Annotated in this window: 5 protein-coding genes; 1 reads left to right on the top strand and 4 read right to left on the bottom strand. The window is 59.6% G+C overall.

All coding sequences use genetic code 11. The features are described 5' to 3' along the window. Positions 1-129: 129 nt before the first annotated feature. The 3 genes from Q0288_RS17800 to Q0288_RS17810 form a co-directional block, all read right to left on the bottom strand. The gene (locus Q0288_RS17800) at positions 130-1,029 is read right to left on the bottom strand and encodes a carbohydrate ABC transporter permease (protein ID WP_299433716.1); all 900 of its coding nucleotides are present in this window, start codon (positions 1,027-1,029) and stop codon (positions 130-132) included. 175 nt (positions 1,030-1,204) lie between these two features. Beyond that, positions 1,205-2,464, bottom strand: a complete 1,260-nt coding sequence (locus Q0288_RS17805) for an extracellular solute-binding protein (protein WP_299433719.1) — start codon at positions 2,462-2,464, stop codon at positions 1,205-1,207. Between the two features lie 284 nt (positions 2,465-2,748). Next, positions 2,749-4,179 carry an amidohydrolase gene (locus Q0288_RS17810; protein ID WP_299433722.1) on the bottom strand — a complete coding sequence of 477 codons (1,431 nt, stop codon included), beginning with the start codon at positions 4,177-4,179 and terminating at the stop codon, positions 2,749-2,751. Between the two features lie 408 nt (positions 4,180-4,587). Here Q0288_RS17810 and Q0288_RS17815 point away from each other — a divergent pair, with 408 nt between their 5' ends. After that, a complete protein-coding gene (locus Q0288_RS17815; RefSeq protein WP_299433725.1) occupies positions 4,588-6,321 on the top strand; it encodes a VanW family protein in 1,734 nt (577 codons plus the stop codon). Between the two features lie 36 nt (positions 6,322-6,357). Here Q0288_RS17815 and Q0288_RS17820 read toward each other — a convergent pair. Beyond that, on the bottom strand, positions 6,358-7,100 hold a 743-nt coding region (locus Q0288_RS17820), incomplete at its 5' end, for a GGDEF domain-containing protein (RefSeq protein WP_299433728.1).

Raw genomic sequence — 7,100 nt, forward strand, 5'->3', positions numbered from 1 at the left:
GTTTGATGGCCAAAATGAGCATCAAGAGCAGCGGCAAAATCACCCCCAGGGCGTTGAGGATCAGCAGGCCGAACAGAAAGATGCCGCTAGGCCCCAACCTGCGCCAGGGGTTGGCTGAACGAGACGGGCTCACATTTCCACCTCCCGCCGCCGCAGGTACAAAGCCCCAATCGCCGAGCCAATCCCCACAATCACAAACAGAATCACACTGATTGCCGCGGCTATCCCTACATTGGAAGTGGCCTCGGAGGCTGCTCCAAAGGCCAGGCGATAAAACATCAGAGCCATGGTGTCGGTAGCGCCTCCAGGGTTGCCGCTCACCCCGGCCATCACGTAGGGCAGTTCGAACCACTCCATCGAGCCGATGAAGGTCAGGATGATGATGGTGGTGAAGGCGGGGGCCAACAGCGGCAGCATAATTTGGCGAAAAACCTGCCACTCGCTGGCCCCATCCAGGCGCGCAGCCTCGTAGTAGTCCTCGGAAATGGCGTTCATGCCCGCCAAAAATACCAGGGTGGGAAAGCCTACCCAGCGCCAGGCATTGACGCAGATGAGGGTGAAGAGTGCCCAGTCAGGATCGCCCAGCGGGGCAAAGGAGGCAATGCCCGACATGTTGGCGAGTTTGGTGAGGGGGCCGATCAGGGGGTCAAGAAACAGCTTCCACAAAAAGCCCACCACCACCAGCGACAGGATGACCGGCAGAAACACCGTGGCCCGGAAAAAGCGCATTAAGGGGGGCTGCTTCCAGAGTGCATAGGCCAGAGCCAGCCCCAGCCCATTTTGAATCACCATCAGGCCCGTAAAAGCCAGCACGTTGTGACGCATGGCCTCTAAAAAATCGTCGCGAAAAGGGAACGACAAAAGTTTCCGGAAATTATCCAGTCCTACAAATTCTTCCCGATTGAAGCTGGTCCAGGAGTAGAGGCTATACCCCAGAGCAGCCACTGCGGGCCAGAGGGTAAACACCACCATCAGCAGCAGCGCCGGGGTCAGGAAAATCACCAACCACAGGTTTCGTTGGAAGCGCATGAGGGTATCTCCACATCAGAAATTTACGTCAGGCTTATAGGTTATAAACCGCGCAATATGAGTCCCAATAAACGCATTTCGCCAGTCCGGCCCCGCAAATTTCTATCGTGGGTGCACGAGCCTGCTGATAGCCGACGGCTGACGGCTCTAAATGCGATCAGCCATCGGCTATGGGCTATCGTTGGAAGGGCCTGAACCAGGTTGCGACGCCCCTGGTCATTTCTTCCGCAACCTGGCGACCCGTAGCCTGGCCCAAAACCATCCGCTGGAGGCCCGAGCGCATCAATTCGGTGCCGGTAGGTGCAGCATAGCGGAAACCAACCAGGGTGAGGTAGGGGGTGCCGTAGCTGGCCGTGTAATCAATAATCTCTTGCAGGACAGGATCTTTGGCCCTAATTCCAGGTACTGCTGAGGCTTGGGCCAGCTTTTCAGTGAACTGCTGGCCAAACTCCTGGGTCGAGAGGAAGTTGAGGAAGCGGATGGCCGCCTCAGTATTGCGGGTTCTGGCGTTGATAGCGTAGTTGCCGTCGGCAAAGGTGGAGACCCAGGTACGTTCGCCACGCCGCAAAGGCGGGGCCGGCACGAAACCGAAGTTGAGTCGGGGGTTGTTATCTCGGAAAAAGGCGATGTCGAAGCCGCCGGTTACAAAGAATGCTGCGCCGCCTTTGGTAAAGAGCGTACGTCCTTCGGGGTAGCCAATGCCTGCGAAGTTGGGCGGCATGAATTCGCGCATCGCGGCGGTTTCTTCCAGAGCGCGGATGAAGCCTTCGTCTACGAAGGTTCTCTGCCCTGCGGTGACGGCCCGGAAGTAGTCGGAGCCACCGTAGAAGTTGGGGCCGATCACGCCAAAAATTTGCTCGAGGCTGATACCATCCCTGGGGCCGTTGGCCAGGGGAACAATCCCAGCCGCCCTGATGCGGGCCAGCATGGCCTTGAAGTCGGGCCAGTTGTCGGGAATTTCGCGGATGCCCGCACGCGCCAGCAGGTCTTTGTTGTAGAAGAAGCCCAGGCTCTGAGTAGCAAAGGGCACCCCGTAGATTCTACGGCGGGTGTCGTCGCGGAAACCCCGTGCCGCGTTGAGCAATGTTGCGGGGAAGCGGGCCAGGTTGGGCACCTGCTGGTTGGTAATGGGCAGAAGGTAGCCCGCATCGGCCAGTTGGGCCAGGCCACCGTAAGCGCGGGTATGGATGATGTCGGGGCCAGTTCCGGCAGCTAAGGCCGAGGAGAGAATAGTGTTGTACTCAACGTTGCTGTAGGGGGTATAGACCACCCGGATACCAGTTCGGGATTCGAATTGTTTGGCGATATCGTTGTAGAACTCGCGGTCTTCAACCCGCCAGCTCCAGAACGTGAGGGTGATTTGCTGGGCAAAAGCCGCTCCCGACAAAAGCAACATCCCCAGTAAGACCGCTCGTAAGACTGCCGTCTTTATCATACCTTTGCCTCCTTGTGGGAACTCAAGGACATCCCCACGACCGAGACCATTTTTGGTCGAGGCCAGTATACGGCAAAGTGCTTTTGGTATCCAGGTGGTCTACGTCGGAGGGAGGGTTTTGTGTATCTCCAGCAGACAAAGACTTGTACAGACCTTGATTGTCGCCCGGCACACGCCCCTTTTACGTAGTAAATCTCTATTAGCTCTCCCCTAAAACTTTCGGTCAAGCTCCAGACCTTCGATCTCTGACCCGCAGCAGCCCGATAAACCTCTCCAGATCAGTTCTAGTACAACTCGATCTCCCCCTTGAACACCCGCCCTACTGGATGCTGGTTCTCCCAGAGGGTCAGGTCGGCGGGGGCTTCTGGGCGGATCAGGCCGTGCTGGGGCCAGCCCGCCGCCAGGGCAGCCCCTCTGGTATGGGCCCAAAGCACTTCCTCGGGAGTGAGGTTCTGGCGGGGGTTGAAGGGATGCCGGATGGCGGCTTGCAGGTTTTGCTCGAACAGAGGCTTCATCACCGGGGCATCCGAGCCGAAAGCCAGCGGCAGGCCGGTATTCCAGAGGTCGCGCAGCCGGAAAGCCTCTTTCTCGTAGCCCTTCAGGTGAAGCCGCACCAGGTCGGCATCCCCCAGGAGGTGCATGGGCTGCATGGAAATCGCCAGGTTCAGACCGGCAAACCGTGGCAACTCCTGGTCGCGCACGTGCTGGGCGTGTTCAATGCGAAAAATACGCCGGGAGAGGGGTTGGAGCTGGTGAAAAACCTCCAGCAGGCCCTGTACAGCCCGCGTACCAATGGCGTGTACCACCATCCCAAAACCCGCTTGAAGGACTGCACGGCCCTCACTCTCGATCAGCTCGAGTGGATCGAGCACGATACCCTGCGAACCATCGGGGTAGGGCTCGATCATCCAGGCGGTGCGGCTGCCCAGGGCTCCATCGGCAAAGAACTTGACCGCGGCAACCTCGAGGCTATCCCCACGCCAGCCGGGCCGGGTTTCACGCCAGTGGTCGCGGTCGAGCGCCCACCACAGCCGCACTGGAAGCTGCCCCGAATGCGCGAGTTGCTCGGCCAGGCTAAAGTGGCACCAGCCCATGTGGTGCACTGCGGTGTAACCCCGGCGTGAAAGGTCTTGCAAGCCCCGCTCGAGTTCGACCAGACCGGGCTTGGGCACCATCGCGTAGATCAATTCCTGGGCGTGTTCCAACAGATATCCGGTGGGTTCTCCGGCCCCATTTCGCACCAGTACACCCCCTGGGGGGTCGGGAGTGTGGGCACCAATGGAGGACAGTTCCATCGCCTTGCGATTGGCCCAGGAGGAGTGCCGGTCACGGCTTTGCAGAAAAACGGGATGGTGGGGGGCCACTTCATCCAGCATTTCACTGCTGGGATAGGCACGAAACAGGTAGCCACCGCCGCGAATCCAGGATCCAGGAGGCAGGGTACGGGCCTTTTGGGCCACCTTCTGTGCCACTGCCTGGGGCTCGGTCAGCCCTTCAAAATCCAGGCTATCCAGTTGCTGGCCCCACAACTGGGGATGGGCATGGGCTTCATGCAGACCAGGGGTGATCTGTTCAATGACCTGCTTTTTGATCCTGGGATAACGCGCGCTCAGGTCTTCCCGGCTGCCCACATCAGCAATGCGGTCTCCCTCCAGATACACTGCCTCCGCCAGCCCGGTCTCGGTCATGGTATCTATACGCCCATATAGCAGCATGGAGGAATCCTATCCCGCCTGAATCCAGCACTCAAGCCAGGGAGGTTGCCGTAGAAGGCATACCAGATTCACGGAACCCAAAGCGTCCAGGAGGCAGTTTTCAAAATGCATGGTGCCGTCCCTTCAACTAAAATTTCGTCTCTGGCGTATTTTTCGCCGCTGGACGCAGCGACAAGGCTACCCATCCCCGACCTCCTTCCCGTACGGCAGTAGGTGTTGCCGGCACTCCACGGCTTCCTCCCGTACGGCAGTAGGTGTTGCCGGCACTCCACGGCTTCCTCCCGTACGGCATCGGAAGCTCAGGGTTTCCATGTCAGGACTGTGAAAGGAAAATGCTTGGAACCTTAAGCCCGATTGGGTTACTGCCTTCATATCCAGCCAACATCCAGCGGCTATACTCAGAATCTGATGAAGTGGGCATTGTTGGTTGGTTTGGGATTATTCACTGGACTGGTACTGGGGTGGGCTACATTCGAGCGCTACCACCACAACAGGGTGTTTGCGGGTGTGGAGGCCGCAGGGGTAGCGGTGGGAGGTCTGACGCTGGTTGAGGCCACTGCAAAAATTGCTGCAGGAACGCAAAGCATTGCCCCGCCACGCCTTACGCTTAGGGCCGGGGACAAAGCCCTCGAGGTCTCGGCCACCGAGTTGGGCTGGAAGCCCGATGCCAGGGCCACCGCCGAACGGGCCTTTGCCATAGGGCGTGACCGCTTTGCCGAGCGTGTGGCGGCTTTGCTCGGGCAGGTCAGGATTCCGTTGGTTCCCAGTGTGGACGCGGCGGCACTGGAAAGACGCCTGCAAGAAATTGCCAGGTCCCTCGAGTATGCCCCGGTGAACGCCCGGGTGGTGTTCAGGGATGGACAGTACATGGTTGCTCCCGAAAAGGCGGGTTTGAAGCTGGATATTCTGAGCGCGATTGAGATTTACGTCAAATATCCCAGGCAGACCGTGCTCGAGTTTTTCCCCAGAAGCATCGCGCCCAGTCTAACTGCAGCCATGTTAGGGCCCGTGGCCCGCAAAGCCAATGACCTCCTGCGGCCCATCACCCTGGTTTATACCGAACCCAGCCTGGCCGGCGGGGGGCAGGTTCACAAGCGCACCCTGAACGTGAGCGAGGTGGCTGCGCTCCTCAACGTGCAGGAGGAAGTCAAGATCAACACCGTAGCTCTGAGTAAAATCCTTGCCCAGACAGCCACCCGCCATGATCGTTTACCCGTAGATGCCCGCTACGCCCCAGACCGCGAAGGGCAGCTCGTAGTGCGACCCGAGGTGAAGGGCTGGAAGATGAACCAGCCCGAAACCCGCAAGCGGCTGGAGCTCGAGCTGCTGCGCCCAGATGTGGGCGAGGTTGGTTTGACCGTAGTTCCCAAAACCGCACTGGTGCGTGCTGCCGACCTTCCCAGGGCTGAAGACCTGCAGTTGCTGGCCGAGGCCACTACCTACTACAGCGGCTCGACGGCCGAGCGCATCGCCAATGTCCATGCAGCAGCCCGCAACCTGGATGGCTATATCGTGCCTAAAGACGGGGTCTTCGATTTCAACAGCGCCATTGGCAGCATCAGCCCGGAAAATGGCTTCAAGGAGGCCCTGGTGATCTCCGGCGGGCGCACCATCAAGGGGGTGGGGGGTGGGGTCTGTCAGGTCTCTACCACCGCTTTCCGCGCCCTGTATCGGGCTGGGCTGCCCATTCTGGAGCGCAATCAGCATGCTTACCGGGTGCACTGGTACGACAATATTGTGGGCTTCGATGCGGCGGTCTACCAGCCCTACCTGAACCTGCGGGCCAGGAACGACACCCCTGGCCCCCTGGTTGTCCGCAGCAGTGTCACCCGCACCACCCACACCGTGCGCCTCTATGGCATTCCCGACGGACGACAGGTAGCGGTTTCGAAACCCACCATCCTATCCCGTACCCCCCATCCTCCTGCCCAATACATCGTGGAACCCAGTCTGCGCCCTGGTCAGGTCAAGCAGGTGGACTGGGCAGTGGACGGCTTACGTACCCGTATCACCCGCACCATCACCCGCCCCGACGGGAAGGTAGACCTGGATGTGCTCAACTCCAACTTCCGCCCCTGGCGGGCGGTCTATCAAATAGGCCCACAACCCACTGTTCCAGCCGAAGAAGTGGCCTCGAGGTAGCTTCAGTCCCGGTGGCTATACTGCCAGCAAACACCCCTACGTAAGACTGAGTTCAACCCGGTTGCGGCCCAGGTGCTTGGCCTGGTACAAAGCCCTGTCGGCCCGATCCAGCAAATGATGGATGCCATCGCCCATATGACCCTCGGCGACCCCAAAGCTGGCCGATACCGCCCCCACCAGATCGAAGGGCCAGAAGGCAATATCCTCGCGCAGACGCTCCACCGCAGCCAGTACATCGTGCTGGCTTTCCCCGCGCATGATAATCATGAATTCCTCGCCTCCCCAACGCCCCAGCAGATCGCCCTTGCGCAAAGAAGAGCGTAGCCGTCGGCCCGCCTCCTTGAGTACCCCATCTCCCACCGTGTGCCCGTAGCGGTCATTGATCTGCTTAAAGTGATCCAGATCCAACAACACCACATATAGCCCGTGAGCCCGGTGTGATTCCTTTTCCAGGTACTCACTCAACGCCAGGCGATTGGGCAAGCCGGTAAGGGGGTCGGTGCGGGCCAGGGTGTGCATCTCTTCCACCTGGCGATTCATCTGGGTCAGGCGATCCTTAACCGCAGCCAGCAGATAGAGCAAACCTACCATCGCCAGCAGGCGAACCTCGCTGCGGACGAACGCCAGAAACTCCTCCGAAGAGCGTCCACTCGAGAACTCTCCCCCCAGGCGAAACAGCCCCAGGGCAAGGGTCAGGGCTACCATGGCCAGGCCAACCGCAATGCCCTGGCGCGGTGTGTAGACAATGTAGACCAGTACCATTACGTAAGCCATGGCCC

Origin of the sequence: uncultured Meiothermus sp., assembly GCF_937863175.1 — a bacterium.
GTDB lineage: Bacteria > Deinococcota > Deinococci > Deinococcales > Thermaceae > Meiothermus.